Here is a 25976-nt window from a genome sequence, read left to right on the forward strand (position 1 = left end):
GTTCCATCCTCCACGAGCAAGGAGACACCCCCGTGGCATTGATCGAGGCAGTAGGCGCACGCGAAATCCTGGATTCGCGCGGCAACCCGACCGTTGAGGTGGAGGTGCTGCTCGACGACGGCATCGTCCAGCGCGCGGCCGTCCCCTCCGGCGCGTCGACCGGCGCCTTCGAAGCGTACGAGCTGCGCGACGGAGACAAGACCCGCTTCGGCGGCAAGGGCGTCCTGAAGGCCGTCGACGCCGTCATCGACGAGCTCGGGCCCGCCATCGAGGGCGTCGATGCGAGCGAGCAGCGCATCATCGACGAGATCCTCATCGAGACCGACGGCACCGAGAACAAGTCGCGCACGGGCGCCAACGCCATCCTCGGCGTGTCGCTCGCCGTCGCGAAGGCCGCCGCCGACAGCGTCGACCTTCCCCTGTTCCGCTACCTCGGCGGACCCAACGCACGCGTCCTCCCGGTGCCGCTGTTCAACGTCATCAACGGCGGCGAGCACGCCGACAACGGCATCGACATGCAGGAGTTCTTCCTGGCCCCGATCGGCGCCACGACCTTCGCCGAGTCGCTCCGCTGGGGCGCCGAGGTGTACCAGGTCCTCAAGAAGGAGCTGCAGGGAGCCGGCTACGCGACGGGTCTCGGCGACGAGGGCGGCTTCGCCCCCGACCTGCCGAGCAACCGCGAGGGTCTCGACTTCCTCGTCCAGGCGATCGAGAAGGCGGGCTTCACGCCCGGTTCCGACATCGCCCTGGGCCTCGACGTCGCGGCGACCGAGTTCTTCAACGACGGCGTCTACCGCCTCGAGAACAAGGACTGGACCGCCGAGCAGCTCACCGACTACTACGTCGACCTGGTGGACTCGTTCCCGATCGTCACGATCGAGGACGCCCTGGCCGAGGACGACTGGGAGAACTGGACCGCCCTGACCGAGCGTCTCGGCACGAAGGTGCAGCTCGTCGGCGACGACCTGTTCGTCACCAACCCGGCCCGCCTCGCCGACGGCATCGCGCGCGGTGCGGCCAACTCGCTGCTGGTCAAGGTGAACCAGATCGGCACGCTCAGCGAGACGCTCGACGCGATCGACCTGGCACACCGCTCGGGCTACACGACGATGCTCTCGCACCGTTCCGGCGAGACCGAGGACACGACGATCGCCGACCTCGCGGTCGCGGTCAACTCGGGTCAGATCAAGTCGGGCGCGCCCGCTCGCAGCGAGCGGGTCGCGAAGTACAATCAGCTTCTGCGCATCGAAGAGGAGCTGGGCGACGCCGCCGAATTCATCGGGGCCGCCGCCTTCCCGCGCTTCCGCGCGTAACGCGCACGCACGACGCAACGAGAGGAGGAGCCGTGGATCGACCGACGGCTCCTCCTCCTCGTTCGCCCGGACGTCCCGCGCGGAACCGCGCCGCCCGGGTCGATGTGCGCGACTGGGTCGGCGGCAACCGGTTCTCCGGGTTCATGGGCATCATGCTCGGACTGGTCGTCCTCGCCGCCTTCGTCCTCGTCCCGACGATCGGGACCTACCTCGAGCAGCGGCAGCAGATCGCCGCACTCGAGCACTCGGTGCAGGCCACCGCGGACGAGGTCGCCGAGCTGGAGGCGCAGCGCGAGCGCTGGCGCGACGAGGCCTACATCACGGCGCAGGCCCGCGAGCGGCTGTACTACATGCGCCCGGGCGAGGTCGTCTACCTCGTCGCGGACGACCTGCCCGGCGACATCCTCGTCCCGGAGCAGAACGCGGTGAGCGAGGACGTCGAAGAGACGCGGACGGAATGGATGACGCAGCTGCTGCGATCGGTCACCGAGTCCGGGCTCGCCCAGACCGTCGCCCCCGGGTGACATCCAGCCTGCCCGTGCCGTCCCCGGTACCCTTGATCGGTGCCCTCCCCGACGCTCACGCCCGCCACCGCCGCTGATCACGACACCATGCGGGCCCAGCTGGGGCGCCCGATGCGCGGTGTCGTCGGCATCGCGGCGCGCTGTGCGTGCGGCAACCCGACCGTCGTGGCGACCGAGCCGCGCCTGCCCGACGGCACGCCGTTCCCGACGTTCTACTACCTGACCCATCCCGGTGCGACCGCGGCGATGTCGGCGCTCGAGGCGACCCAGGTCATGCGGGAGCTGACCGACGAGCTGGCCGAGGACGAGGAACTCGCCGCGCAGTATGCCGCCGCGCACCTCGCCTACCTGTCGGATCGCGCCGCGCACGGCGAGGTCGCCGAGATCGAGGGGATCTCGGCGGGCGGGATGCCGACCCGGGTGAAGTGCCTCCACGCGCTCGCGGCGCACTCGCTCGCGGCCGGGCCGGGGGTCAATCCGATCGGGGACCGCGCCCTCGCGCGGGCCGAGTGGTCGCCGGAGCGCTGCACCTGCGCCGAGCCGAGGAACGCGGGATGAGGGCGCTCCGCGTCGGTCTGGCCGCGGCTCTGGTCGCGGCGACCGTCGCGCTGAGCGGGGCGGCCGCCGCGACACCCGCCGTCGATGACGAGCCCGAGGTGGACCCCGTCCGCGGCATGGAGTACTGGCTCGACGAGTACGGCATCACCGAGGCGTGGAAGACGACGCAGGGCGAGGGTGCCACGATCGCCGTCATCGACACCGGCATCGGCAAGGGCGCGAAGGAGCTGAACGCGGCCGTGACCGGAGGAGCGGACTTCTCCGGTGTGGGCACACCGGACGGCCGCACCCCGATCGGGTCCGGTGACTCCGACCACGGCAGCTGGGTCGGCTCGCTCGCCGCGGCCCGGGGGACCGGCCGTGACACGGGGATGGTCGGCGTGGCGCCCAAGGCCGAGCTGCTGTCGCTGTCGATCGGATTCGGCCGATCGTCGGACCTCCCGTTCGTCGACCAGGTGGCCGAGGCGATGCGCTGGGCCGTCGACCACGGCGCCGACGTCATCAACCTGTCCTTCACGACCAACACGCTGGACTGGGACCGCACATGGGACGACGCGTTCCTCTACGCGTTCGAGAACGACGTGGTCGTGGTCGTCGCGGCCGGAAACCGCGAGAGCGGCACCGACGAGGTGGGCGCGCCCGCCACCATCCCGGGCGTCCTGACCGTCGGGGGCGTCGACCGCAAGGGCCGCGCCAGCAACACGGCGTCGACGCAGGGCATCACGATCGGCATCTCCGCGCCCAGCGAGGAGCTCCTCGGTCTGTCGGCGAACGGCGACCTCGTGATCTGGGAGGGGACCAGTGGCGCCGCGCCGCTCGTCGCCGGGGTCGCCGCGCTGGTGCGCTCCGCGCATCCGGACCTGGATGCCGCGAACGTGATCAACCGCATCATCCGCACGGCCGATCCCGCGGCGGGGGCACGCTCGGTCCCCGACGAGCTGTACGGGTACGGCACCGTCAACGCGGCGGCCGCGGTGACACGCGCGGTCCCGAAGGTCTCCGAGAACCCGATGGGCGATCTCAGCGAGTGGGTGCGCCTCTACCGCCGGGCGGCTCCCACCCCCCGCCCCAACCCCACGTCGACCCCGATCACGGTGGCGCCGTTGCCGGCCGCCGAGCCTCCCACCGGCACCGGATCCCCGCTCCTTCCGAGCGCCGAGACCCTGCGCTACGGCACGGTCCCGCTCATGGTGCTGAGCCTGGGGACTATACTGATCGTGCTCGGGGTCACCGCTGCTGCCCGGCGCATCCGATCGGCGCGCACCTCGCGACCGCCGAGCCGTTGAATCAAGGAGTTCTTCCGACTGTGACTACTGTGCCCAAGATCCTGGTCGTCGGAGGGGGCTACGCAGGCTTCTACACCGCGTGGAAGCTTGAGAAGCACCTGCGTCGTGGTGAAGCGGAGGTCACGATCGTCGACCCGCTCCCGTACATGACCTACCAGCCGTTCCTTCCGGAGGTCGCCGCCGGTGAGATCGAGGCCCGCCACGTCGTCGTGGGCCTGCGTCGTCACCTGAAGCGCACCCGCGTCGTCATGGCGAAGGTCACCGGGATCGACCACGCGAACCGCACCGCCACGATCACCCCCGCCGTCGGCGAGCCGTGGCAGGAGACGTACGACCAGATCGTCGTCACCGCCGGCGCCGTGTCGCGCACCTTCCCGATCCCCGGCATCGCGGACAACGCGATCGGACTCAAGACGATCGAGGAGGCCGTCGCGATCCGTGACCGCATCCTCACCAACTTCGACCGCGCCGCGAACCTGCCGCCCGGGCCCGAGCGCGAGCGCCTGCTGACCGTCGTCGTCGTCGGCGGTGGCTTCGCGGGCATCGAGGTGTTCGCCGAGACCCGCGCGTTCGCGAGCGAGCTGCTGCGCTCGTACCCGAACCTCACGTTCGAAGAGACCCATTTCCACCTCATCGAGGCGATGGGCCGCATCATGCCCGAGGTCTCCCTGAAGACGAGCGAGTGGGTGCTGAAGGACCTCGCCAAGCGCGGCGCGAACGTGCACCTGGACACGCAGGTCACCGGTGCCGTCGACGGCGACGTCGAGCTCTCGACCGGCCAGATCATCCCGACCGACCTGATCATCTGGACCGCCGGCGTCATGGCCAACCCGACCGTCGTCCGCGGGAGCGACCTCCCCATCGAGGAGCGCGGCCGGATCCGCACCCGGCCGGACCTCCGTGTCGGCACCGACGAGGAGATCGTCGAGGGCGCCTGGGCGGCCGGCGACGTCTCCGCCGTCCCGGACCTCACCGGAAAGGGTGTCGGCGGCTACTGCGTCCCGAACGCCCAGCACGCGGTCCGCCAGGCCAAGCTGCTCGCGAAGAACCTCACCGCGGTGCTCCGCGGCGAGGTGCCCACCGACTACATCCACCACAATCTGGGTGCCGTCGCAGGTCTCGGCCTCTACAACGGCGTGTTCCAGTCCGGCAGGGTCGCGATCAAGGGCTTCTTCGCCTGGATCGCGCACCGTGGCTACCACGGCATGGCGATGCCCTCGTTCGAGCGCAAGTTCCGCGTCGTGGGGGACTGGTGGCAGAACTTCTGGTTCGGCCGCGACAACGTCTCGCTCGAGGCGGTCCAGAACCCGCGTTACGTCTTCGAGGAGTTCGCCGCGCGGCCCCGCCCGGCCGCTCCGGACACGGCACCCGCGCCGAAGCTGCCGAACAAGGAAGACGTCAAGAGCTGACCCGCTAGCGTGGGGAGGGCACCGCCTGACGGCGGCGCCCCCATAGCCCAATGGCAGAGGCAGGCGACTTAAAATCGCTTCAGTCTGGGTTCGAGTCCCAGTGGGGGCACGGCACGCCCGCAGGATATCGAGCATCGCGGCCCTCACCGACTCCGGTCGGCGGGGGCCGCCGCCGTCTCCGCCGCTCAGGCGCGCACGGCGAACGCTACTATCCCGGTGATGACGGCGGCCAGCACGACCGCCAGCTGGCCGATGCGGCCGAGGCGGGACATCGGCCCGCCGTGTCGGGCGGGATACGCCCGCACGTCGCTCCGGCGCATCGCACGATCGGCGCCTCCGGCAACCGCGATGAGCGCGCCCGCCGCCGCGGTCGCCACGCCGCGCACCGGGTCCATCGCCGCGGCGGACGCGACCGGATCAGCGGAAGCCCTCCGCCTGCTTGGTCTCGTCGGCCACGCGCACGCCGAAGGTGTAGGCGAGCTTCCCGCCGAGCCAGCCCGAGACGCCGACGCCGAGATACGCCACGAGGCTGATGACGAAAGCCGGGACGTTCGCCTCGTCGTCGGGCGTCCCGAAGCGCAGGACCACGCTCACCACGAACAGGACGAGCGCGACCGTGTTGAACGCCATGTGCATGAGGGCGGTCCGCTTTGCCGCGGTCCCCTTGGTGAGCGTGAGGAGGTCGAGGATCCCGAGCACCGCGGCGAGGACGGCGCCGACGATGCCGATGATCAGCAGCACCCGGGCGCCGACGACGAACGGCTCGGGATCGTCGGCGATGAAGCCGATGATGTCGAAGACGAGGCTCGCTCCCCACGCGCCGATCGGGATCGTCACAGCGATGGGGTGGAACGGATGCCCGTAGGGGCCGGCGATCGGCGCGATCGGGTGCTTGGCGCGGCGGACCGCGTCCGGGGCCGGGGCAGGGGTGGGGGTGGTCATGATGCGTCCTTTCGGTGCAGGAGTCACGGAGCGGGCGGAAGATCGGCGGCGGCGTCCTCGCGCCGCATCCGGGCGCGGGTGGTGCCGTGGACGGCGGAGGGGAGGTGCATCGGGCGGTGCAGTGCGCCGTCGGTCGTGTCGGTGTGCGACGCCCGGCGGCGCTGCTGTTCGCTGATCACGGCGGCGATCCGGTCCATCGTGTGCGGGGCGAGGCGGCGCCCGATCCCGGAGGCGGATGCCTTGACGCCGACGGGCTGGGAGAGGCGGGGGCGCTCCGCCGCGGCGACGATCGCCCGCACGACGCGGTCGGGGCTCTCCATCCGCGCCATCCGCGGGGCGCGTCCGAGATGATTCGAGACGCGCTGCCACAGCGGGGTGTCGAGTGCCCACGGCAGGATCGATCCCACGCGGATCCGGTCGTGGAGTCCCGCGAGACGCAGTTCCTGGGCGAGCACCCGTGTGAACGTGTCGACGGCCGCCTTCGACGCCGCATACGACGAGTGGTAGGCGATCGGGACATCGCCTTCGAGCGATCCGACGTTGAGCAGGACTCCGTCGCCCTGACGCCGGAACCGCGTGATCGCTGCGTGTGCCCCGGCCAGCATGCCGCCGGCGTTCACCGCCAGCACGCGCTCGTGATCGGCGAGGGGGACGTCCCAGAACGGTCCGACGGCGAGCACCGACGCGTTGTTGATCCAGACGTCGATGCGTCCGAAGGCGGACACCGCATCGTCGGCCACGCGCTCGAGGGCGCCGGGGACTGCGACGTCGGCGACGGCGACGAGCGCGCGCCCGCCGCTTTGCTCGATGCCGGCCGCCACCTCCGCGAGTGCCGCTCCATCCCGCGCGACGAGGACGACGTCGGCGCCGCGGCGTCCGAACGCCTCCGCCGTGCCGCGACCGAGGCCGCTGGAGGCACCCGTGACGACGACCGTCGGGGCCGGGTCTCGCGGGGTTCTGCGCATTCCCGTAGTGTGCCCGCTCGGGGCTCCGCCCCGAATGGGCTTGCCCACGCGGCGCCTGCGCGGTAGGAGTTCCCACGTGGGGAGTGCCTGGGAGTGGCGTCCCCGCACGTGGACGCCCGGCAGCCCGTGGATAGGATGAGGACGCTAATCAAGGGGGCGCTATGGATTTTCTGATCCCGGTACTGGTGATCGTCGGGCTTCTGGTGATCGTCGGGATCTACCTCTGGGCCACGTACAACTCGCTCGTCTCGCTGAACGTCCGCGTCGACGAGGCCTGGAGCGACATCACCGTTCAGCTCAAGCGACGTGCTGACCTCCTCCCGAACCTCATCGAGGCGGTGAAGGGGTACGCGGCGCACGAGAAGGCCGTCTTCGAGAACGTCACCCGGGCGCGGGCCGAGACGCTCACCGCGTCCACCCCGGCCGACGCGGGTGTCGCCGAAGGTCACATGCAGCAGGCCCTGAAATCCCTGTTCGCCGTCGCCGAGGCCTATCCGCAGCTGCAGGCCAGTCAGAACTTCCTCCAGCTCCAGCAGTCCGTCGTCGACACCGAGGACAAGATCCAGGCGTCCCGCCGGTTCTACAACGGCGGGGTGCGGGAACTGAACACGAAGATCAGGGTGTTCCCCAACAACCTCTTCGCCCGGCGGCTGGGATTCAGCGAGCGCGAGTTCTTCGAGGTCGTCGACGGCGCCGCGATCGCGGAACCGCCGCGCATCCAGTTCTGACCGGGGAGTGCCGGTGCGGCCGCCTAAGATGGCCCAGTGAGCGGTTCTGACGGCAAGCCTCGAAGCGGGTTCTTCGACGCGCTGCGGCAGCGTTCGGTGTCCACCGAGATGTCCGAGACGATCCCGCGCGGCTTCCGGATCGCCACCGCCTACGCATGGCGGTTCCTCGTGGTCGTCGGGGCGATCGCCGTCCTCGTCTGGATCGTCATCCAGCTCAAGCTGCTGATCATCCCGCTGCTCGCCGCGATCCTCATCACCGCCCTCGTGTGGCCGCTGTTCTCGAGCCTGCTGCGGCTCCGCGTGCCCCGGTGGCTGGCGGTCGTCCTCTCGCTCGCGGCCACCCTGGCCGTCGCCGGGGGCCTGCTGTGGCTCGCCATCTGGCAGATCTCGACCGGTGCCGCCGGCGTCCGCGACCGCACGATGGCGGCGGTCGGCGACTTCCGCGACTACCTCATCGACGGGCCGCTCGACCTCACGGCCTTCCAGATCGACTCGACGATCGACCAGGTCTTCGGGATGGTCGAGGAGCAGGCGCAGCTGCTCTGGTCGGGTGCGCTCGCGATCGGGTCGACACTGGGCCACGTCGCCACCGGCGCCCTGCTGACGCTGTTCATCCTGATCTGCACCCTCGCCGACGGCGGCGGGATCTGGCGCTGGACGGTCCGGCTCTTCCCGCGCCGTGCGCGCCCCGCCGTCGACGGCGCCGGCCGGGCCGGCTGGCGCACCGTCGTCAACTACGCCCGCACCCAGCTGCTCGTCGCCACGATCGACGCCGTCGGCATCGGGTTCGGCGCCGCGGCGCTCGGCGTGCCGCTCGCAGCCCCCATCGGTGTCCTGGTCTTCCTCGGCGCCTTCGTGCCCTTCGTGGGCGCGGTCGCCACCGGCGCGTTCGCCGTCTTCCTGGCCCTCGTCTACAACGGCCCGTGGATCGCCCTGTGGATGCTGGTCATCGTCCTGGCCGTGCAGCAGGTGGAGGGCCACGTCCTGCAGCCGCTCCTCATGGGCGCCGCCGTCAAGGTCCACCCGCTCGGCGTGGTGCTGGTCGTCGCCGGCGGCGCCATGGTCGCCGGGATCGCCGGTGCGGTCTTCGCGGTGCCGCTCGCCGCGTTCGCCAACGTGGTCTGGCTCTACCTGTCCCGTCGGGGATGGGAGAGCCCGCTCCAGCCCGGGCCGACCGACCTGATCTGGAGCACCGTGCCGCGCAACCGCAGGAGGATCCCCGCGTGACGGAGGAAACGAAGATCAGTCATCCCACCCTGGCCGAGTTCGAGGATGCGGCCGCGCTGCTCAGCGACGTCATCTCGCACACCCCGGTGGAGACCTCGATCTACCTCTCCGGCGTCCTCGGCGCTCCCGTCCACATGAAGCTGGAGAACCTGCAGCGGACCGGCTCGTTCAAGATCCGCGGCGCCACCTACCGCCTCTCCCGGCTGACCGAGGAGGAGCGCGCCCGCGGCGTCGTGGCCGCCTCCGCCGGCAACCACGCCCAGGGGGTGGCCCTCGCGGCGCAGAAGCTCGGCATCCCCGCCACGATCTTCATGCCGCTCGGGGTTCCCGTCCCGAAGCTGCTGGCGACGCGGGGCTACGGCGCCGACGTCGTCCTCGAGGGCGCGACCGTGGAGACGCCGCTGCGGCTGGCCAAGGAGTTCGCCGAGCGCACCGGCGCGATCTTCATCCCGCCCTACGACCACCGCGACATCATCGTGGGCCAGGGGACGCTCGGCCTCGAGCTCATCGACGAGATCCCCGATCTCGAGACCGTCATCGTGGGCATCGGCGGAGGCGGGCTGGCCGCGGGCATCGCCGCGGCCGTCAAGGCCCGGGCCGCTCAGCGGGGCCGACGGGTCCGCGTTGTCGGCGTGCAGGCCGCGAACTCGGCCGGATACCCGGCATCGCTCGTCGCGGGGCATCCGCTCGATGCCGAGACCACGCCCACCATCGCGGACGGCATCGCGGTGCGGCGCCCCGGCGACATCCCGTTCGCGATCATCCGCGACCTCGTCGACGAGGTGGTGACGGTCAGCGACGACGACATCGCGCGCGCTCTCCTGGTGCTCATCGAGCGGGCCAAGCAGGTCGTCGAGCCCGCGGGCGCCGTCGGCGTCGCCGCGATCCTGACCGGCAAGGTCGCCGCCACCGGACCGACCGCGGTGATCCTGTCGGGGGGCAACATCGACCCGCTGCTGCTGCAGCGCGTCGTCGCGCACGGCCTCGCGGCATCCGGTCGTTACATGACGCTGCAGGTGCCGCTGCCCGATCGTCCCGGTCAGCTGGCGCGGGTGTCGGAGCTGCTGTCGGTCGTGGGCGCCAACGTCATCGAGGTGCTGCACACCCGGCACGGGCAGGGGCTGCAGATCAGCGACGTGATCCTGCAGTTGAGCGTGGAGACGCGCGGCGAGGAGCACCGCGCCCAGGTGCTGTCGATCCTGCAGGAGGCCGGCTACGCGCCGACCGTCCTGCCGGACTGACGCGGCTCACTGGCCGGCGTAGGTCTCGACCTTCACGATCTCGACGCCGATCTCGCGACCGTTCGGCGCGGTGTACGACGTCTTGTCGCCTTCGCGCAGGCCCAGGATCGCCGCGCCGAGCGGCGATGCCTCGCTGTAGACGTCGAGCTCGCTGTTCGCCGCGATCTCGCGGTTGCCGAGCAGGAAGACCTCCTCGCCACCGGCGACCAGCGCGGTGACGACGGTGCCCGAGAGGACGGTGCCGTCGGATTCCGGCGCCGTGCCGACCTTGGCGTCCTTCAGCAGCTGCTGGAGGGTGCGGATGCGCGCCTCCTGCTTGCCCTGCTCGTCCTTGGCGGCGTGGTAGCCGCCGTTCTCCTTCAAGTCGCCCTCTTCGCGGGCGGCCTCGATGCGCTTGGCGATCTCCTCGCGACCCGTCGTCGAGAGCTCGTCGAGCTCGGCGGCGAGGCGGTCGTACGCCTCCTGAGTGAGGAAGGTCTCAGTGGACACGTGATCTCCCGTGGTCGGTCGATGGGTAAGCCAAACGCCCCGGCAGACGGGCCGGGGCGCGGAACAGACAGCTTAGAGGATCCAGCAGGAGCGGACCAAACCGTTCGTCGCGGCGGCGACCGTCGGGACCGTCTCGGTGAAACGGCGCGTGTGGGCGTCGGATGCCGCGTACTCGACCACCTTCCAGCCCACGATGCCGTGCTCCGCGTCCTGCGCCTCGATCGCACAGGCGACGTCGGTCCCGGGCGCGATGGACACCTGCAGCGACACCGTGACGGTGCGCTCGTCGATGACCTTGTAGCCGGTCGTGTCGGCGGCGACGCTGCCGAGCGCGCCGGCGACCGTCGACCAGGCGAGGAGCCCGACGACGACGGCTGCGATGACGCCGACCGCCCACCACCACCGCCGGCGGACGGCCGCGCCGGTGCGGCCGTAGCGCTCGGCGAGCTTCCGGTCGACGTCGGCGAGGGTCATGCGGCATCCGTTCTAGGCTGGAGTTCCAGGCTATTCGCTCTGGCTGAGAGATGAGGACACATGCCCGACCTGCTCTGGCTCGCTGCCACGGCGACACCGACGCCGACCTCGCGGATCCCCGACGAGGCCGTCACCCCGGGCGTCGAGGGCTTCATCGCGATCGCCCTCGTCGCGATCGTGATCGTGCTGCTGGGGATGGACATGCTGCGACGCATCCGCCGGGCGCAGTACCGCAGCGACGTGCGCGCGGAGCTCGACGCCGAAGAGGCGGCGACGCGCGAGGGCGCCGGCGATGCGGGTCCCGACGAGGTCAGCCCGGAAGGCCCAGCGAAGGGCTGAGCGGGTCCAGCGAGATCAGCAGGCACGCCACCCAGTGGCAGAGGAAGGCCAGGACCGTGCACACGTGGAAGATCTCGTGGAAGCCGAAGTGCCCGGGCACGGGATTCGGCCGCTTCATCGCATAGACGACGGCTCCGCCGGTGTAGAGCAGTCCGCCGACGATGACGAGCACCATCATGGTCGCGCTCGCCCGGAACAGGTCCGGCAGGTACATCACGGCCGCCCAGCCGAGCAGCAGGTACAGCGCCACGTACAGCCAGCGGGGCGCGTCGATCCAGAAGACGCGGAACAGGATGCCGACGAGCGCGCCCGACCACACCAGCACGAGCAGGAGGGTCCCCTGCGCCGGCTCCAGCGCGAGGGTGGCGATGGGCGTGTACGTGCCCGCGATCAGCAGCACGATGTTCGCGTGATCGATGCGCTTCAGGATCGCCTTCGTCCGCGGCTGCCAGTCGAACCGGTGATACAGCGCGGAATTGCCGAAGAGCATCATCGAGGTCGCCATGAAGACGGCGGCCGCCCACTTGGCCGGGGCTCCCTCGGCCACGGCGATGAGGACGATGCCCGCCACGACCGCCACGGGGAACGTCCCCGCGTGGATCCACCCCCGCCACGACGGCCGCAGTTCGGTCTGGGCGCCCGCGGCAGCGGCATCGACGAGCGGAAGCTGCGGCATCTCTGCGCCGTCGGCGGACGTGTTCGAGCTCACGGGATCGAGCCTACGACCCGTGCCATGCCGGGGGGAACATACATCGCGCAGCCGCGCCGGGCAAGGCGACCGGGGTAGCGTAGGGACGTGACTTCAGCCCGTGTGCCCCAGGGACGGGGCCTGCTCTACCGGCTGTACACCGCTCGCCTCCGCCGCGGGCTGGACGAGGGCACCGTGCCGCACCACGTCGCCATGATGATCGACGGCAATAGGCGGTGGGCGCGGCAGCTGGGCTACAGCACGGTGTCCCACGGGCACCGCGCGGGCGCGGCGAAGATGCACGAGTTCCTCCGATGGTGCGACGAGCTCGGGATCAAGGTCGTCTCGCTCTACCTGCTGTCGACGGACAACCTGACCAAGCGCGACTCGCAGGAGATCACCGATCTCATCGAGATCATCGCGGAGCTCGCCGACACCCTGGCCAGCGAGCCGGGATGGCGCGTCCAGCACGTGGGCCGCGCCGAGATCCTCCCCGCCGACCTCGCGCGGACGCTCCGCACCGCCGAGGAGCGCACCCGCCGCAACACGGGCCTGCACGTGAACCTCGCGGTCGGCTACGGCGGCCGCGGCGAGATCGTGGACGCGGTGCGCAGCATCATCGCCCGGCACCACGCGAAGGGCGGCTCGCTCGAGGAGCTCGCCGAGAGCCTCACGCCCGAGCAGATCGGCGAGCACCTCTACACCGGCGGCCAGCCCGACCCCGACCTCGTGATCCGCACGTCCGGCGAGCAGCGGCTGAGCGACTTCCTGCTGTGGCAGTCGGCGCACAGCGAGTTCTACTTCGTCGAGGCGCTCGGTCCCGATCTGCGCGAGGTGGACTTCCTCCGCGCGATCCGCGACTTCGGCGATCGCGACCGTCGCTTCGGCAGCTGACGCCGCGTCCTCCTCCCCCCCCGCGGCGGCCCTCGATGAGCGGCATCCCGCGTGAGAGAATGGTCCGGTGAGTCACCTGGAGCCGTACCTGGAGAGCTTCGACGCGGATCCCGGGTATCTGAACTGGGCGTCGTTCGGCCCGCTGTCTCCGGCGGTGCGCAGTGACGCACAGGCCGACGCCGAGCTGCTGGGGGCCGGGCGGACGTCGGGGATCGACCTGGTGTGGGGTCGTCTCGGCGAAGCACGCGCGCTGGTGGCCGAGATGCTCGGGGCGTCCGCCGACGATGTCACGCTGCAGCCGTCGACGACGCAGGGACTCATGCACGCGCTGTTCGGGCTGTCCGGCGCTGTCCTGCTCTCACCGCACGAGTTCCCCTCGATCCCCGTGGCGGCCCGCCGCGCCGCGGATGCGCTCGGTCGTCTCGAGGTCCGCGAGCTGGCCGCGGCCGTCGACACGGTCACCGCCGACGCGGTGCGCGAGGCGCTCACGGACGATGTCACCGCTGTCGCCGTGAGCCTCGTCGACTATCGCACCGGCTATCTTGCCGACCTTCCCGCCATCCGCGAGGCGATCGGCGACCGCCTGCTGATCGTCGATGCGGTCCAGGCCGTCGGCGTCGTCGACGTGGACTGGGCCGCGGCCGACGTCGTCTGCGGCAACGGGTACAAGTGGCTCCGGGCCGGCCGGGGGACCGGGTTCGCCTGGTTCTCGCCGCGGGCACGGGAGCGCATCGAACCGGTCCTCTCCGGCTACGCCGGCATGGTCGGCGAGCTGGGCGACCTCGAGGTCGGTCCGCCGCGCCCCGGCGCCGATGCCTACGCGATCTCACCCGTCGACCCCGTCAACGCGGGACGCCTCGCCGTGGCCCTCCGCGAGGTGCGGGATGCCGGCGCGGCGCAGGTCGCCGCCAGAGTGGCGGACCAGGCCGCTCGGGTCATGGCGGCGGCCGACGCCGCCGGCATCCCCGTCCTCACCGATCGCACGCGGCATGCCGGGATCGTCGCCCTCGCGCCGGAGGCCCGGCACACCGGCGCGATCGCCGCCGCGCTCATCAACAACGGGCTCACCGTCACCGTCCGAGGCGACCTCATCCGCATCGCCGCGCACGCGGGGACGCCCACCGACACCGTCCGGCGGCTGAGCGACGCCTTCGCCGAGGCCGCGGCGATCACGCCGCCGCCCGCCGTCGTCGATCTTGCTCCGCTCGACGCGATGGCGATGCCGATCGACCTCGACCCGCCGGCTCGCGCCGAGAGTTAACCTCCGCGTCGCCATCCCGCGGCGTGTCGGTTTCGGGGCGCGACGCGGCGGCCGAATACGTTCATCCCAACGGGCAAGGAGCCTGTTCGAGTCGGCCTCTCACGACTCGTGACCCCTGGTCGACTCGTGACTGCCGGGTGTGGACACCCGGGGCGGGAGTCGGTCGTGGTCACACGAGCACCTGAGCAGCAGCGTCACCTCACCCGGACCGCGGAAGCGGCCCTCGACCAGGATCTGCGCACCTACGTGCTGGATACCTCCGTCCTGCTGAGCGATCCGCGAGCGCTCTTCCGGTTCGCAGAGCATTCGCTCGTGCTGCCCGTCGTCGTCGTCACGGAGCTCGAGGGCAAGCGCCACGACCCCGAGCTCGGCTACTTCGCGCGGCAGGCGCTGCGGCACCTCGATGAACTGCGCATCGAGCACGGCCGGCTGGACTTCCCGGTCCCCGTCGGCGACGGCGGATCGCTGCGGGTGGAGCTCACCAACACCGATCCGACGGTGCTGCCGGCCGGCATGCGCCTCGGCGACAACGACACGCGCATCCTCGCCGTGGCGATGCACCTCAGTCACGAGGGCCAGTCGGTCACCGTCGTCTCGAAGGACCTGCCGATGCGGGTCAAAGCGGCCTCCCTCGGTCTGCACGCGGAGGAGTACCTCGCCGAGCAGGCGGTGGAGTCCGGGTGGACGGGCATCGCGTCGATCGACATCTCCGGCGACGAGGTCAGCGACCTCTACGACAGTGAGATCGGGGTCAGCGAGGATGTGCACGGTCTGCCGGTGAACACCGGGCTCGTCATCCACTCCGAGCGCGGGTCGGCGCTCGGTCGCGTGGTCGGTGACGGCACCTACAAGCTCGTCCGCGGCGACCGGGACGTCTTCGGGCTGCACGGCCGCTCGGCCGAGCAGCGGATCGCGATCGACCTGCTCCTCGACCCCGAGGTGGGCATCGTCTCGCTCGGCGGCCGGGCAGGCACCGGCAAGTCCGCGCTGGCGCTGTGCGCGGGCCTGCAGGCGGTGCTCGAACAGCAGCAGCAGCGGAAGATCATCGTCTTCCGGCCGCTGTACGCCGTCGGCGGCCAGGAGCTCGGCTACCTCCCCGGCGACCAGGGCGAGAAGATGGGCCCGTGGGGTCAGGCGGTCTTCGACACGCTCGGCTCGGTCGTCTCGGGGAACGTCCTCGAAGAGGTCGTCTCCCGCGGGCTGCTCGAGGTGCTGCCGCTCACGCACATCCGCGGTCGGTCGCTGCACGACGCGTTCGTGATCGTGGACGAGGCCCAGTCCCTGGAGCGGAACGTGCTCCTGACGGTCCTCAGCCGCGTCGGACAGAACTCGCGCGTCGTCCTCACCCATGATGTCGGGCAGCGCGACAACCTCCGGGTCGGCCGCTACGACGGCATCGCCTCCGTCATCGAGACGCTGAAGGGCCACGACCTCTTCGGGCACGTCACCCTGATGCGGTCGGAGCGCTCCGCGATCGCCGCGCTCGTCACGGATCTGCTGGAAGCCGGCGAGCTCAGCTGAGCCCCGGCGCGCGCGAAGCCCTCGGCACGGTCCGCCGGGGGCTTCGTGCCGGTCGGGAGGACCTCAGTCCCAGCGGTAGCCTTCGCCGCGGACGGTGGCGATGTGGTCCGAGCCGAGCTTGGAACGCAGGTACCGCACGTAGACGTCGACGACGTTCGAGCCGGGATCGAACTCCAGCCCCCAGATGCGGCTCAGCAGGACCTCGCGGGTGAGGACCTCGCCCGGGTGGCGCAGGAACTGCTCGGCGAGTGCGAACTCGCGGGCCGACAGGTCCACGTCCCGGCCGTTGACGCTCGCGCGGCGGGCCAGGATGTCGAGCGTGACCGGTCCGCGGGTGAGGACGACGGGCGCGCCGGCGAGGCTGTCGCGCAGGCGCGAGCGGATGCGGGCCATGAGCTCGGCGACCGCGAAGGGCTTCGGCACGTAGTCGCTCGCCCCGGCGTCCAGGCCTTCGATGGTGTCGCTCGTGCCGCTGCGCGCGGTCAGCATGATGACGGGCGTGGTGACGCCCTCGGCGCGCAGATGGCGGAGCACGTCGAAGCCGTCCATGGTGGGGAGCCCGACGTCGAGGATGATGAGGTCGATGTCACCCGCCAGCGCGATCTCGAGGGCGTCCGGCCCATCATCGGCGCCGACGGCGTCGAAGCCCTCCGCTCGGAGGGCGCGGGACACGAGCGACACGATGTGTGGCTCGTCGTCGACGATCAGGATGCGGGTCATTCGGTGGCCTCTCGCTGAAGGAGGACATCGCCGGCACGCACGGGCGACGGCAGTGCGCCTCGCGTGCCGACCGGGATCTCAAGGGTGAACGTAGCACCGCCGCCGGGGGTGTCCGCGACGGAGCAGTGACCGCCGTGCGCCTTCGCGATCGCGTCGACGATCGCAAGGCCCAGTCCGGAGCCGCCGACGGAGCGCTTTCCGGCGCCGCGGTCGAAGCGGCGGAAGATGCGGTGTCGCATCGAATGGGGGATGCCGGGGCCGTGGTCGCGCACCCACAGCTGCGCGCCCGCGGCGTTGAGCGCGCTGCCCACCTGGATGGACGTGCCGGCGGGGGAGTACTTGGCGGCGTTGTCGGCGAGCTGCAGCCATGCCTGCAGCAGCCGGTCGCCGTCGGCGCGGATGACGGCCTCGGCCACCTGCTCCACCTGCCAGTCATGGTCGCCGATGACGCCGACCATCTCTCCCACCCGCAGGGTCAGCGCCGCCACATCCACGTCGCCGTAGGAGAGCTGCCCGGCCTCGACGGCGGCCAGCACGTCGATGTCGCCGATGAGCCGCGTCATCCGATCGAGCTCCGCGATCCCGAGGTCGCGGATCGCGGCGACGTCATCGGGATCCCGGGCATCCATGACCTCGAGGTGGCCCCGCACGATCGCGATCGGCGTCCGCAGCTCGTGCCGGACGTCGTCGAGCAGCCGACGCTGCACCCCGAAAGCCGTGTCGGCGGCGTCGCGGGCGTCGCCCGCGGCCGGCTCCGTGCGCCGTTCCAGCAGCGCCCAGCCCATGACCCCGATGCTCACGACGGCCGCGACCGAGCCGACGAGCCAGGCGAGGGCTGTCCAGCCGGCGGCCGCCGGGGCCGCCAGCAGGACGACGACGATCATCGCGGCGCCCACGGCGACGAAGCCGGCGGCCGAGACGACGAGCAGGATGCCGAGGCCCGGCGTGCTCCGACGTGGGCGGCCCGCGGTGGTGTTCACCGTCTGATTATCAACCCGGGTGGGTCATCGACAGCAGGTCGAGCTTCTCGTCCAGCTGCGCCTCGGTCAGCTCGCCGCGCTCGACGTAGCCGAGGTCGATGACGGCGTCGCGGACGGTGATCCCCGCCGCCACCGCATGCTTCGCGATCTTCGCGGCGGCCTCGTACCCGATGAGCTTGTTGAGCGGCGTGACGATGGACGGCGACATGCCGGCGTACGAAGCGGCGCGCTCGACGTTCGCCTCGAGGCCGTCGATGGTCTTGTCGGCCAGGACGCGCATCGTGTTCGACAGCAGCCGGATGGACTCGAGCAGAGCCGTCCCCATCACGGGGATCGCGACGTTGAGCTCGAAGGAGCCGGACGCACCGGCCCAGGCGACAGTCGCATCGTTGCCGATCACGCGCGCCGCGACCATGAGCGTCGCTTCGGGGACGACCGGGTTGACCTTGCCGGGCATGATCGACGAGCCCGGCTGCAGGTCGGGGATGTGGATCTCGCCGAGGCCCGTGTTCGGGCCGGAGCCCATCCAGCGGATGTCGTTGTTGATCTTCGTGAGCGACACCGCGATCGTGCGGAGCGCGCCGGATGCCTCGACGAGGCCGTCGCGGTTGGCCTGAGCCTCGAAGTGGTCCTTCGCCTCGGTGATGGGCAGCTCGGTCTCGGCGGCGAGCAGCTCGATGACCTTCTGCGGGAAGCCGAGCGGCGTGTTGATGCCGGTGCCGACGGCGGTGCCGCCGAGGGGGACTTCGCCGACGCGAGGGAGGACGGACTGCACGCGCTCGATGCCGAGCCGCATCTGACGCGCGTAGCCGCCGAACTCCTGGCCGAGGGTGACCGGCGTGGCATCCATCAGGTGGGTGCGGCCGCTCTTGACGACGCTCCGCCACGCCTCGGCCTTCGCCTCGAGGGCGACCGCGAGATGGTCGAGTGCGGGGATCAGGTCGTCGATGAGTCCCTGGGTCACCGCGATGTGGACCGAGGTCGGGAAGACATCGTTCGAGGACTGCGACGCGTTGACGTGGTCGTTGGGGTGCACGGTCGAGCCCAGCCGGCCCGACGCGAGGGTCGCGAGGACCTCGTTCATGTTCATGTTGGACGAGGTGCCCGACCCGGTCTGGTACGTGTCGACCGGGAAGTGCGCGTCGTGCGCGCCGGAGGCGACCTCGTCGGCGGCCCAGGCGATCGCGTCGGCGATGCCGGCGTCGAGCGTGCCGAGCTCCTTGTTCGCCAGTGCGGCCGCCTTCTTGATGCGCGCGAGGGCGGCGATCTGGGACGACTCCAGTCCGGTCCCGGAGATCGGGAAGTTCTCGACGGCGCGCTGCGTCTGAGCGGCGTACAGCGCATCCTTGGGGACGCGCACCTCGCCCATCGTGTCGTGCTCGATCCGGTACTCGATCGGTTCAGCCATGTCGGGTCACGTCCTCGTTTCCTGTGGGGGTGGTGCGGCGGGCTCCGGGGCGGGGCGGCGCGCGGGGAAGGTCAGTTCGCGCGGTCCGCGTCGCCGACGACGACGTCGGGGACGGCGGTGCCGTCGGCGAGGCGGTAGTTCGCACCCACGATCGCCAGCCGGCCCTCGGCGATGGCCTCGGTGATGAGCTCGGAGGAGTGGAGCAGCTCGGCGACGGTGTCGCGCAGGTGCTCGCGCCCGACCTCCTCGGCGTCCACCGTGTCGGCCGTCGTTCCCTCGTGGGCGTGGAGGACGCGTCGGACCGCCGGCACGATCGGGGCGACCTGGCGCCAGATGCGCGGGGGGAGCGCGGGGGCGTCGACCGCGGTCGAGTCGATGGCCGCGCGGACGGCACCGCATTCGTCGTGGCCGAGCACGACGATCAGCGGCACATTCAGCACCGCGACGGCGTATTCGAGGCTGCCGACGACGGAGTCGGAGATGACCTGTCCGGCGTTGCGGACGACGAACAGGTCGCCGAGGCCCTCGTCGAAGATGATCTCGGCCGCCAGACGCGAGTCCGAGCAGCCGAAGAGCGCGGCGACCGGCCGCTGGACGTGAGCGAGCTCCGAGCGGCGGTCGGCGTCCTGGCGCGGGTGGCGCGGTTCGCCCGCGACGAAGCGTCGGTTGCCGTCGAGCATCTCCGCCCAGACGTCGGCGGGGGATGCGTTCTCGACGGCGCGTGTCTCGGTGCTCAACCCAGGTCCTCTCGCAGGTCGCGGATCTGATCGCCGAGGCCCGTGGCCGCCCGTTCGGCGATCTCGGCCGTGGCCGATCCGTAGATCGTGATGGTGTCGGTGCCGGCATCCGTCGCGAGCGCGTACGAGACGTTGTCGACGGGGGATGCCAGGTCGTACACGTCCCACTGGATGCCGTCGACGGTGACGGTGCCGGTCGGCGCGTAGCCGCCGAGGAGCGTCGACACCCAGTTGTCGGGCGCGTCGAACGCCTGCGAGACGCGGACGAATCCGGACGGGGGCCCGTAGACCACGCGCCACTCGCCGCCCTCGATGCGGGCGGAGTTGGTGCGCCAGTCCGACGGCGCATCCGGGACGATGACGTCGTGACCGACCGCCTCGGCGGCGCGGTCGGCGGCGGCCTGCACATCGACCGGGGCCGGTTCGGCCGGCGTTCCGCGCGGCACGCCCAGGATGACGACGGCGACGATGGCCACGCAGACCAGGAGCGCGGCGATGAGGTTCCGGAAGGTCTGGCTCGAGCGGTACCGCTGCGAGGACGCCGCCTTTCGTGCGGCGGTCTCCTCCGGGGTCTCCGGGCGACCCAGCTCGGCGACGACGCGCTGACCCGCCATCAGGATCCGGCCCCCTCTGCGGGCCGGGCTTCCTCGAGGCGCCGCTTCGCCCCCAGCAGCCATTCCTCGCAGCGCGCCGCGAGGGCTTCGCCGCGGGTCCACAGGGTCAGCGACTGCTCGAGGGTCGGTGCCCCCTGCTCGAGCTGCGCGACCACCTGGACGAGCTCGTCGCGGGCCTGCTCGAAGGTCAGGCTCGACACATCGCCGGCGTCGCTGGTCATGTCCTCCATCCTAAGTCGGCGGCAGGGCGTCCGAAGCCCCCTCGGACTCCGCCAGCTCGCCCTCCGACCGGGCGGCGAACGATCCGCGTGCGACGGTCACCACGACGGCCGCACCGGCAGGAGCCTGGTCCGCGTCGCGGACGATGACGCCGTCGCCGAGGTGCGCGATCGCGTAGCCGCGGTCGAGCGTGGCGCCGGGCGACAGGGCCCGCAGGGATGCCCGGAGCTCGGCGGTCGTGCGTGCGGCGGCATCCCACCTCCGCCGAACGATGTCGCGGCCGCGGCTCGTGAGCGAGTCGAGCTCGACCGTGCGGCCGAGGAGCATCGACTGCGGCTCGCGCAGCACCGGGCGCGAGCGCAGCTGCTGGAGGTTCGCGATGTCGTGCGAGATCCGCTGGGTGAGCCGGGTCCGGGCGCGGCTGCGCAGCTGCTGCACGAGGGCTCGCTGCTCGGAGACGTCCGGTACGACCCGCTTCGCGGCATCCGTCGGCGTCGACGCGCGCAGGTCGGCGACGTCGTCGAGCAGCGGATGATCGTTCTCGTGGCCGATCGCGGAGACGACCGGCGTGGATGCCGCGGCGACCGCCCGCACGAGGCGCTCGTCGCTGAAGCCGAGGAGCGTCTGCGGGTCGCCGCCGCCCCGAGCGATGACGATGACGTCCACGTCGGGGTCGGCGTCGAGGACTCTCAGCGCGGCGATCGTCTCGGGAACGCAGCGGTCGCCCTGCACCGCCGCGTGGATCGTCCGGAACCGCACGTGCGGCCAGCGGAGTTCGGCGTTCCGGTGCACGTCCTTCTCGGCGTCGCTCCGTTCGCCGGTGATGAGGCCGATGACGTGGGGGAGGAAGGGGATCGGCTTCTTGCGGGACGGGTCGAAGAGGCCCTCGGCGCGGAGCTGGGACCGCAGCCGCTCCAGCCGCTCCAGCTGGTCGCCGAGGCCGGTGTGCCGCATCGACGACACCGTGAAGCTGAAGTCGCCGGTCTTGACGAAGTAGTCCGCTTTGACGCAGGCCACGACGCGGTCGCCGACCTTCAGATCGTCGGGCGTCCGCTGCAGCGTGGAGGACCACATCCGGAACGACAGCATGCCTTCTCCGCCGGCATCCTTCAGCCGGCCGAACACATGGCCGCCGCGGACGTTCCATGCGGTGATCTCGGCTTCGACCCACACCGCACCCCACTTCTGCACGAAGTCGCGGATCGTCTCGTTGAGCCGGGACACCGACGTCGGCGTGTCGGGGGAGGAGTCGCGCGGATGCACGGCATCCGGCGGCGGTGTCGCGCCGGCGGCGGTCTGGAACGTCGTCACGGACACCCATCCTTGCGCACACGCCCCTTACCCAGGCAGGTGTTCGTAGAATCGGGGGGTGACCTCTACTGCCGTCTCCCTGCCGATGCCCCGGATCCCGGGAGCCCGCGGGCGGCTCGTCGACCGTCCGGTCGCGGGATCCAAGCGCGTCATCCTGGCCGCTCCCCGCGGCTATTGCGCGGGCGTGGACCGCGCCGTGATCGCCGTCGAGAAGGCGCTCGAGCGGTACGGCGCGCCCGTGTACGTCCGCAAGCAGATCGTCCACAACATCCACGTCGTCACCGAGCTCGAGGCGCAGGGCGCCATCTTCGTCGAGGAGGTCGACGAGGTGCCCCCGGGCTCGCACGTCGTCTTCAGCGCGCACGGCGTCTCGCCGGCGGTCGTGGGTGCGGCCGCTGAGCGCGGGCTCCAGGCCATCGACGCCACCTGCCCGCTCGTCACCAAGGTCCACCGTGAGGCGGTCCGGTTCGCGCGGGACGACTTCGAGATCCTGCTGATCGGCCACGACGGTCACGAGGAGGTCGAGGGCACCGCGGGCGAGGCCCCCGAGCACGTCACCGTCGTCAACTCGCCGGACGAGGCCGACACGGTGGTGGTCAAGGATCCCGACAAGGTCGTGTGGCTGTCGCAGACGACGCTGTCGGTCGACGAGACGATGGACACGGTCCGTCGCCTGCGCGAGCGGTTCCCGAACCTGCAGGACCCGCCCTCGGATGACATCTGCTACGCCACCCAGAACCGCCAGGTCGCGATCAAGAAGGTCGCGACGGATGCCGACCTCGTCATCGTGGTCGGTTCGGCGAACTCCTCGAACAGCGTCCGGCTCGTCGAGGTCGCGCTGGAGTACGGGGCCAAGGCCGCCTATCGGGTGGACTACGCCTCCGAGATCCAGCAGGAATGGCTCGACGGTGTCGAGACCGTGGGCGTCACGTCGGGAGCCTCGGTGCCGGAGGTTCTCGTCCAAGAGGTCCTCGCCGACCTCGCCGGCGCGGGCTACGCGGATGTCGCCGAGGTCAAGACGGCCGAGGAGGACCTCATGTTCTCCCTTCCGAAGGAGCTGCGCCAGGACATCGCCGGCCGCCGCGATGAGCGTGCGCTCGGAGGCCGGAACCGCTCGTGAGCGATCCGCGGCCCCAGCCGCAGTACGGCGAGTACGCGACCCCGGAGCAGCAGCGGGCGGCGATGGGCCTGCCTGTCGCCGAGCCGGTCGCGGCGCCGGCGGTCGACCATCCGAAGCCTCCGACCGCACCGGCCACCACGGTCGGTCCCCAGCCGACGCGGCTCGCGGACCGGGTGCTCACCGCGGTCCTGCTCGCCTACGGACTGGTGACCGTCGTGAGCGCGATCCCTCAGCTCGTCGACTTCACCGCCTTCGCCGAGACGTGGATGGACGTCGCCGGCGTCGACGGCAGGTTCACCAACACCGCTCAGGGCGCCCTCTGGGGCGGGATCAGCGCGGCGATCTTCATCGTCGGCTGGCTGCTGACCGCCGGGCTGTCGTGGTGGTCGCTGGCGCGACGGCGCGTGACGTGGTGGATCCCGCTCGTCGGCGCCATCGTGACGTTCGTCATCGTGAGTCTGTGCCTGGTCGTCCCGATCGTGGGCGATCCCGCGGTGGCGCGCCACTTCGCCACCGGCGGCTGAGCCCCCCGACGCCGATCTGCGCGGCGCTCCCCGATCCTGGTACGGTGACGCCTGCGCGATGCCCTCTCGCGCGTTGAGTCCTTCAGGAGGCACCTCCGTGTCGCGCAGCCCGCTTCGTCGTGTCAGCTGGTCCACCGGTATCGCGGGTCTGGCGCTGGTCGTCGCCCTCGCCGCCGTGACCCCGGCGGTCGCCGCATCGTCCTCGACCCCCACGCCGCGGGCGTCGACCTCACCGGCCGCCACGCCGTCGGCGAGTCCGTCGCCGACCGCGACGCCGACGGTCAGCCCGACGCCGACGCCGCCGCCCCTGAAGAGCTTCACGACAGCCCCGAAGCCCGCGCTCACCGGAACGCCGACGATGGGGCAGACCCTGCGCGTCAAGGCGGGGACATGGAAGCCCACCGCGACCGTCCGCTACCAGTGGCGGGTCAACGGCGCCGCGGTGTCCGGCGCCACCGGGACCAGCTGGCGGCTGCCCGCGAGCGCCGTCGGCAAGAAGGTCACGGTGTCGGTCACGGGCAAGCGGACCGGGTACAAGACCAAGACGGTGACGTCTGCCGCCACGGCCGCGGTGTCCGCCGCCACGTTCACCCGGTCGACCCTGACCCTGAAGGGAGAGCGGTCGGTCGGGAAGACCCTGACGGCGGTGCCCGGGTCGTGGGGACCGCAGCCGCTGAAGATCACCTACCAGTGGCTGCGTGACGGCGCAGCGATCCCCGGCGCGACCGCGCGGACCTACGTGCCGGTCGCCGCCGATGACAAGCGGATGCTGTCGGTGCGGATGTGGGCGAAGAAGTCGGGCTTCACCACCGCCAGGAAGACCTCCGCCGAGGTCCGCATCGCGCGCGCCTTCACGACGAGGCCAGTGCCGACGATCACGGGCACGGTCGCCGTCGGCAAGACGCTCACGGCGACGTCGACGGCGTGGAAGCCCGCCGCCTCCGCCCTCACCTACCGGTGGTACCGGGGGAGCGCCCCGATCTCGGGCGCGACTCGGTCCACGTACAAGCTGGTCGCCGCCGATGGCGGCAAGGCGATATCCGTCCGCATCAGGGCATCCCGGTCGGGGTACACGCCGGTCACCCGCGCGAGCGCCACGGTCTCGGTGCCGCGGGTCCTGACGGCGCCCGCCACCGTGACGGCAAAGGGCACCCGCACCGTGGGATCGGTGCTGACGGCGGAACCGGGGGCCTGGGGACCGTCGCCGGTCACACTCGAGTACCGCTGGCTGCGCGACGGCCGGTCGATCCCGAACGCCACGGGCAAGAAGTACACCCTCACGGATGCCGACGGCGCGACGTCCGTGTCGGTGCGCGTGACCGCTCGCAAGACGGGATACACGACACAGCACCGCACGAGCGTCCCCGCCGAGGTGAAGTGGGCGTTCACGTCCGCGCCGACACCGAAGATCTCGGGTTCGGCGCGCGCGGGCTCCACCCTCACGGCGACCGTCGGCACGTGGAAGCCGGCACCCGCGGCCGTGAAGGTCCGGTGGCGGGTCGACGGCGCAGCCGTCGCGGGCGCGACGGGAACCACCTGGACCGTCCCGGCCTGGGCGGCGGGGCGCGCGGTCACGGTGTCGGTGACCGCCACGCGGGCCGATTTCCAGACGGTCGTCAAGACCAGTTCGGCCAAGACCGTGTCGCGGCTGCTCGGTGCGACGATCGAGCCGGGGACGTCCATGCGGGCCGGTGTCGCGGTCGACTCGCCGAGCGGCGAGTACCGGTTCGGGCTGCTCGGCGACGGCAACGTGGCGCTCAGCGACGGCACGACGCCGCTGCGCACGGCGCGCACGACGGGAACACTCGACGGCATGCTGCACTTCACCGGCGAGGGCGAGCTCCAGCTCCGGGACGGGGACGACGAGCTCGTCTGGAGCAGTCGGACGGCAGGCCGTGGCGTCGTCGCGCTGACGCTCGGCGACGACGGCGCGCTCCGGCTGCTGAACGAGGAGGGCACCTCGCTGTGGACCAGTGCGAGCCTGCGTGCCTTCACCGACACCACGGCCGCAACAGGATCAACGCCGGGCCGGTACGGCTGGGCGTACCCGATCCGTCCGTCTGCGAAGTTCACGACGTACACCGGGCACAGCGGCGATGACATCGCGGCGAAGTCGGGCACCCCGATCTACGCGATGCGGGGCGGTTCGGTGACCGTGCGCGAGCCGTGGATCACCTCGGGCTGCCCGTCGTGGGCGCCCAACCGGACGCGCCAGAAGGAGGTCGTCATCACGTCGAAGATCGACGGGTCGACCATCGTCCAGGTGTACGCCCACCTAAGCACCTTCTCCGTGAAGTCGGGACAGACGGTGAAGGCCGGGCAGAAGATCGGCGAGGTCGGCTCCACCGGATGCTCGACCGGACCCCACCTCCACACCGCCTTCACCGTCGACGGCGTCCGGTACGCCCTGTACCCGCGCGACGTGCTCGGCGTGAGCTCCTACTGAGACGCTCCCGCACACGAAGAACCCCCGGCCACGCGGCC

General features: G+C 71.3%; 28 protein-coding genes and 1 tRNA gene. 16 read left to right on the forward strand and 13 right to left on the reverse strand.

All coding sequences use genetic code 11. From position 1 onward, the window contains the following. Positions 1–32 precede the first annotated feature (32 nt). From eno to AB3M83_RS06795, 6 genes are all read left to right on the forward strand, one after another. Positions 33–1313 carry a phosphopyruvate hydratase gene (gene eno, locus AB3M83_RS06770; protein ID WP_412946276.1) on the forward strand — a complete coding sequence of 427 codons (1281 nt, stop codon included), beginning with the start codon at positions 33–35 and terminating at the stop codon, positions 1311–1313. 32 nt (positions 1314–1345) lie between these two features. Continuing rightward, on the forward strand, positions 1346–1837 hold the full coding sequence (locus AB3M83_RS06775; RefSeq protein WP_412946278.1) for an FtsB family cell division protein: 492 nt from the start codon (positions 1346–1348) through the stop codon (positions 1835–1837). 87 nt (positions 1838–1924) lie between these two features. After that, a complete protein-coding gene (locus AB3M83_RS06780) occupies positions 1925–2395 on the forward strand; it encodes a DUF501 domain-containing protein (RefSeq protein WP_412947833.1) in 471 nt (156 codons plus the stop codon). Next, complete coding sequence (locus AB3M83_RS06785) at positions 2392–3681, forward strand: S8 family serine peptidase (protein WP_412946281.1); 1290 nt, start codon at positions 2392–2394, stop codon at positions 3679–3681. Before AB3M83_RS06780 ends, AB3M83_RS06785 begins: the two co-directional genes overlap by 4 nt. Positions 3682–3710: 29 nt before the next feature. Continuing rightward, a complete protein-coding gene (locus AB3M83_RS06790) occupies positions 3711–5090 on the forward strand; it encodes an NAD(P)/FAD-dependent oxidoreductase (RefSeq protein ID WP_412947835.1) in 1380 nt (459 codons plus the stop codon). Positions 5091–5126: 36 nt separating this feature from the next. Further along, positions 5127–5199 (forward strand) — tRNA-Leu (locus tag AB3M83_RS06795). Between the two features lie 76 nt (positions 5200–5275). Here the strand turns inward: AB3M83_RS06795 and AB3M83_RS06800 are convergent. From AB3M83_RS06800 to AB3M83_RS06810, 3 genes are read right to left on the reverse strand one after another with little or no spacing between them, the layout of a single operon-like run. Further along, positions 5276–5485, reverse strand: coding sequence for a hypothetical protein (locus AB3M83_RS06800; protein WP_412946284.1), 210 nt, complete (start codon positions 5483–5485; stop codon positions 5276–5278). A gap of 22 nt (positions 5486–5507) precedes the next feature. Further along, complete coding sequence (locus tag AB3M83_RS06805; protein ID WP_412946287.1) at positions 5508–6032, reverse strand: DUF2231 domain-containing protein; 525 nt, start codon at positions 6030–6032, stop codon at positions 5508–5510. Positions 6033–6055: 23 nt separating this feature from the next. Continuing rightward, positions 6056–6997 (reverse strand): SDR family NAD(P)-dependent oxidoreductase, encoded by a 942-nt coding sequence (locus AB3M83_RS06810; RefSeq protein WP_412946290.1) that lies wholly within the window; start codon positions 6995–6997, stop codon positions 6056–6058. Between the two features lie 161 nt (positions 6998–7158). Between AB3M83_RS06810 and AB3M83_RS06815 the strand changes: the two genes are divergently transcribed. From AB3M83_RS06815 to ilvA, 3 genes are read left to right on the forward strand one after another with little or no spacing between them, the layout of a single operon-like run. Then, complete coding sequence (locus tag AB3M83_RS06815; protein ID WP_412946292.1) at positions 7159–7725, forward strand: LemA family protein; 567 nt, start codon at positions 7159–7161, stop codon at positions 7723–7725. A gap of 36 nt (positions 7726–7761) precedes the next feature. After that, positions 7762–8952 (forward strand): AI-2E family transporter, encoded by a 1191-nt coding sequence (locus AB3M83_RS06820; RefSeq protein WP_412946293.1) that lies wholly within the window; start codon positions 7762–7764, stop codon positions 8950–8952. Then, positions 8949–10193 carry a threonine ammonia-lyase gene (ilvA, locus tag AB3M83_RS06825; protein WP_412946295.1) on the forward strand — a complete coding sequence of 415 codons (1245 nt, stop codon included), beginning with the start codon at positions 8949–8951 and terminating at the stop codon, positions 10191–10193. The genes AB3M83_RS06820 and ilvA overlap by 4 nt, the downstream gene beginning before the upstream one ends. A gap of 6 nt (positions 10194–10199) precedes the next feature. On the opposite strand, the gene greA is transcribed toward ilvA, so the two are convergent. Both greA and AB3M83_RS06835 read right to left on the reverse strand, forming a co-directional pair. Next, positions 10200–10682: a transcription elongation factor GreA gene (gene greA / locus AB3M83_RS06830; RefSeq protein WP_412946297.1), complete on the reverse strand. Its 483-nt coding sequence runs from the start codon at positions 10680–10682 to the stop codon at positions 10200–10202. 72 nt (positions 10683–10754) lie between these two features. Continuing rightward, complete coding sequence (locus AB3M83_RS06835) at positions 10755–11156, reverse strand: DUF4307 domain-containing protein (RefSeq protein WP_412946300.1); 402 nt, start codon at positions 11154–11156, stop codon at positions 10755–10757. A gap of 60 nt (positions 11157–11216) precedes the next feature. On the opposite strand from AB3M83_RS06835, the gene AB3M83_RS06840 reads away from it, so the two are divergent. Then, the gene (locus AB3M83_RS06840) at positions 11217–11495 is read left to right on the forward strand and encodes a hypothetical protein (RefSeq protein ID WP_412946302.1); all 279 of its coding nucleotides are present in this window, start codon (positions 11217–11219) and stop codon (positions 11493–11495) included. Here the strand turns inward: AB3M83_RS06840 and trhA are convergent. Continuing rightward, a complete protein-coding gene (gene trhA, locus AB3M83_RS06845) occupies positions 11467–12171 on the reverse strand; it encodes a PAQR family membrane homeostasis protein TrhA (protein ID WP_412947837.1) in 705 nt (234 codons plus the stop codon). The two genes, AB3M83_RS06840 and trhA, sit on opposite strands and share 29 nt — an antisense overlap. Positions 12172–12291: 120 nt before the next feature. Here trhA and AB3M83_RS06850 point away from each other — a divergent pair, with 120 nt between their 5' ends. The 3 genes from AB3M83_RS06850 to phoH2 all read left to right on the forward strand — a co-directional run bounded on the left by AB3M83_RS06850 (position 12292) and on the right by phoH2 (position 15859). After that, positions 12292–13077: an isoprenyl transferase gene (locus AB3M83_RS06850; protein WP_412946304.1), complete on the forward strand. Its 786-nt coding sequence runs from the start codon at positions 12292–12294 to the stop codon at positions 13075–13077. 67 nt (positions 13078–13144) lie between these two features. Further along, positions 13145–14338 (forward strand): aminotransferase class V-fold PLP-dependent enzyme, encoded by a 1194-nt coding sequence (locus AB3M83_RS06855; protein ID WP_412946305.1) that lies wholly within the window; start codon positions 13145–13147, stop codon positions 14336–14338. Positions 14339–14503: 165 nt separating this feature from the next. Further along, positions 14504–15859: an RNA 5'-3' helicase PhoH2 gene (gene phoH2, locus AB3M83_RS06860; protein WP_412946307.1), complete on the forward strand. Its 1356-nt coding sequence runs from the start codon at positions 14504–14506 to the stop codon at positions 15857–15859. A 63-nt stretch (positions 15860–15922) separates the two neighbouring features. On the opposite strand, the gene AB3M83_RS06865 is transcribed toward phoH2, so the two are convergent. The 7 genes from AB3M83_RS06865 to xseA all read right to left on the reverse strand — a co-directional run bounded on the left by AB3M83_RS06865 (position 15923) and on the right by xseA (position 21800). Continuing rightward, on the reverse strand, positions 15923–16579 hold the full coding sequence (locus AB3M83_RS06865) for a response regulator transcription factor (RefSeq protein WP_412946308.1): 657 nt from the start codon (positions 16577–16579) through the stop codon (positions 15923–15925). Beyond that, positions 16576–17559, reverse strand: coding sequence for a sensor histidine kinase (locus AB3M83_RS06870; RefSeq protein WP_412946310.1), 984 nt, complete (start codon positions 17557–17559; stop codon positions 16576–16578). Before AB3M83_RS06870 ends, AB3M83_RS06865 begins: the two co-directional genes overlap by 4 nt. A gap of 10 nt (positions 17560–17569) precedes the next feature. Beyond that, positions 17570–18967, reverse strand: a complete 1398-nt coding sequence (locus AB3M83_RS06875) for a class II fumarate hydratase (RefSeq protein ID WP_412946311.1) — start codon at positions 18965–18967, stop codon at positions 17570–17572. A gap of 71 nt (positions 18968–19038) precedes the next feature. Further along, on the reverse strand, positions 19039–19647 hold the full coding sequence (locus AB3M83_RS06880) for a carbonic anhydrase (protein WP_412947838.1): 609 nt from the start codon (positions 19645–19647) through the stop codon (positions 19039–19041). Positions 19648–19700: 53 nt separating this feature from the next. Further along, positions 19701–20318: a DUF4245 family protein gene (locus AB3M83_RS06885; RefSeq protein WP_412946313.1), complete on the reverse strand. Its 618-nt coding sequence runs from the start codon at positions 20316–20318 to the stop codon at positions 19701–19703. After that, complete coding sequence (locus AB3M83_RS06890) at positions 20318–20539, reverse strand: exodeoxyribonuclease VII small subunit (protein WP_412946316.1); 222 nt, start codon at positions 20537–20539, stop codon at positions 20318–20320. Before AB3M83_RS06890 ends, AB3M83_RS06885 begins: the two co-directional genes overlap by 1 nt. Positions 20540–20549: 10 nt before the next feature. Continuing rightward, positions 20550–21800, reverse strand: a complete 1251-nt coding sequence (xseA, locus tag AB3M83_RS06895; protein ID WP_412947839.1) for an exodeoxyribonuclease VII large subunit — start codon at positions 21798–21800, stop codon at positions 20550–20552. A 133-nt stretch (positions 21801–21933) separates the two neighbouring features. Between xseA and AB3M83_RS06900 the strand changes: the two genes are divergently transcribed. The 3 genes from AB3M83_RS06900 to AB3M83_RS06910 all read left to right on the forward strand — a co-directional run bounded on the left by AB3M83_RS06900 (position 21934) and on the right by AB3M83_RS06910 (position 25938). Further along, positions 21934–22968, forward strand: a complete 1035-nt coding sequence (locus tag AB3M83_RS06900) for a 4-hydroxy-3-methylbut-2-enyl diphosphate reductase (protein ID WP_412947840.1) — start codon at positions 21934–21936, stop codon at positions 22966–22968. Next, positions 22965–23492 (forward strand): DUF6264 family protein, encoded by a 528-nt coding sequence (locus tag AB3M83_RS06905; protein ID WP_412946318.1) that lies wholly within the window; start codon positions 22965–22967, stop codon positions 23490–23492. Before AB3M83_RS06900 ends, AB3M83_RS06905 begins: the two co-directional genes overlap by 4 nt. 97 nt (positions 23493–23589) lie before the next feature. Next, on the forward strand, positions 23590–25938 hold the full coding sequence (locus AB3M83_RS06910) for a peptidoglycan DD-metalloendopeptidase family protein (RefSeq protein WP_412946321.1): 2349 nt from the start codon (positions 23590–23592) through the stop codon (positions 25936–25938). Positions 25939–25976 lie beyond the last annotated feature (38 nt).

This window comes from Microbacterium pasadenense, from assembly GCF_047246565.1.
Classification (GTDB): domain Bacteria; phylum Actinomycetota; class Actinomycetes; order Actinomycetales; family Microbacteriaceae; genus Microbacterium.